This window comes from Streptomyces spongiae (genome assembly GCF_009377185.1).
Classification (GTDB): Bacteria; Actinomycetota; Actinomycetes; order Streptomycetales; family Streptomycetaceae; genus Streptomyces; species Streptomyces spongiae.
The window spans coordinates 1-1,432 of sequence record NZ_VJZC01001052.1; the positions used below are offsets into that span (position 1 = coordinate 1).

At 71.6% G+C, this 1,432-nt stretch carries 2 protein-coding genes; both read left to right on the forward strand.

Annotated elements, in window-relative coordinates; genetic code table 11:
* The first annotated feature begins 194 nt into the window (after positions 1 to 194).
* Positions 195 to 1,016: a helix-turn-helix transcriptional regulator gene (locus tag FNH08_RS50045; protein ID WP_152778665.1), complete on the forward strand. Its 822-nt coding sequence runs from the start codon at positions 195 to 197 to the stop codon at positions 1,014 to 1,016.
* 59 nt (positions 1,017 to 1,075) lie between these two features.
* Positions 1,076 to 1,429: a cytidine/deoxycytidylate deaminase family protein gene (locus FNH08_RS50050; protein ID WP_152778664.1), complete on the forward strand. Its 354-nt coding sequence runs from the start codon at positions 1,076 to 1,078 to the stop codon at positions 1,427 to 1,429.
* Positions 1,430 to 1,432 lie beyond the last annotated feature (3 nt).

Here is a 1,432-nt window from a genome sequence, read left to right on the forward strand (position 1 = left end):
GTCATGCGTCAGAGCCTGCGGGGGCCGGAATAGGCGTGGGGAGCGGGCAGTTGTCCTGGTGGTGGCACCACCAGGCACCGGGTACCACCAGGGGCCACCGGGCACCACCAGGTATCGCAGCACGAGGGGGACGCGTAGTCGTGACAGAGCACGCGCTCAGGACTCATCGGCGGCCGGAACTGCGCGAGTTCCTGATGAGCCGGCGGGCCCGGGTGACTCCTGCCCAGGCCGGCCTGCCGGACGGCGGAGCGCGACGGCGTACGCCCGGACTGCGCCGTGAGGAGGTCGCCGTCCTCGCCGGGGTGGGCGCCTCCTGGTACCAGTGGCTGGAGCAGGGCCGGGACATCTCCGTCTCCCCGCAGGTCCTCGACGCGGTGGCCCGGGTGCTGCGGCTGAGCAACGCGGAGCGGCGGCACCTGTACGTCCTGGCCGGGCTCAATCCGCCCGTGCCGGAGGTCGAGCCGGGGAAGCGGGACATGTGCGAGGGGCTCCAGCGGGTGATCGACGCGTGGATGCCGTACCCGGCGCACATCATGGACCTGTACTACAACTGCGTCCTGTACAACGACGCGGCGGCGACGGTCCTCGGTATGCGGCCCGGCATCACGCAGAACTGCCTCATCGATTTCTTCACCGACCCGATGTACCGCTCCCGTTCCCTGAGTTGGGAGCAGAACGCGCGGACGGTCGTCGCGCAGTTCCGGGCGGTCTCCTCCGCCCGTCCCGACGACGAGGGGTTCCAGCAGGTCGTGGCGCGGCTGACGGCGGTGAGCCCCGAGTTCACCGAGCTGTGGGAGCGGCGGGACATCGAGGAACCGGGGCAGATCCGCAAGGAGCTCGATCATCCGGCGGTCGGGCTGCTGTGTCTGGAGGCCAGCGTGATGAGGATGCCGGTACGGCCCGATCTGGCGATCGTGCTGCACACTCCGCTGGACGAGGCGAACACGGCGGGGAAGCTGGAGTGGCTGGCCTCGCCGGAGGGGCGGCGCGGGGCGATGTATCCGGTGGCTGGGTAGGGGGCGGCCTGGTGGGGTGAGTGGGCCGGTCGTCGCGGTGGCTACGTATGCTCGGGGCCATGACCGACAGCAGCGCGCTTGACCCCGAGGACCGCAAGATCGTCACCCTGGCCCGGTCGGCCCGGGCTCGCAACGGGGTGCCCGAGGGGGCGGCCGTACGGGACGACACGGGGCGTACGTACGTGGCCGGGACCGTTGCCCTGGACTCGCTGCGGTTGAGCGCGCTGCGTACGGCGGTGGCGATGGCCGTGGCGTCCGGGGCGAAGTCGTTGGAGGCGGCGGCGGTGGTCACGGAGGCGGAGAGCGTGCCGGAGGAGGATCGGGCGGCGGTACGGGATCTTGGTGGGCCGGGGACGCCGGTGTTGGTTGCTGGGCCGGATGGGGTGGTGCGGGGCGCTGGTACGGCGGGTTGAGTC

Bases quoted from the DNA above. Each gene is read 5' to 3' on its own strand.
- FNH08_RS50045 (WP_152778665.1), top strand. From the start codon at position 195: ATGAGCCGGCGGGCCCGGGTGACTCCTGCCCAGGCCGGCCTGCCGGAC.
- FNH08_RS50050 (WP_152778664.1), top strand. From the start codon at position 1,076: ATGACCGACAGCAGCGCGCTTGACCCCGAGGACCGCAAGATCGTCACC.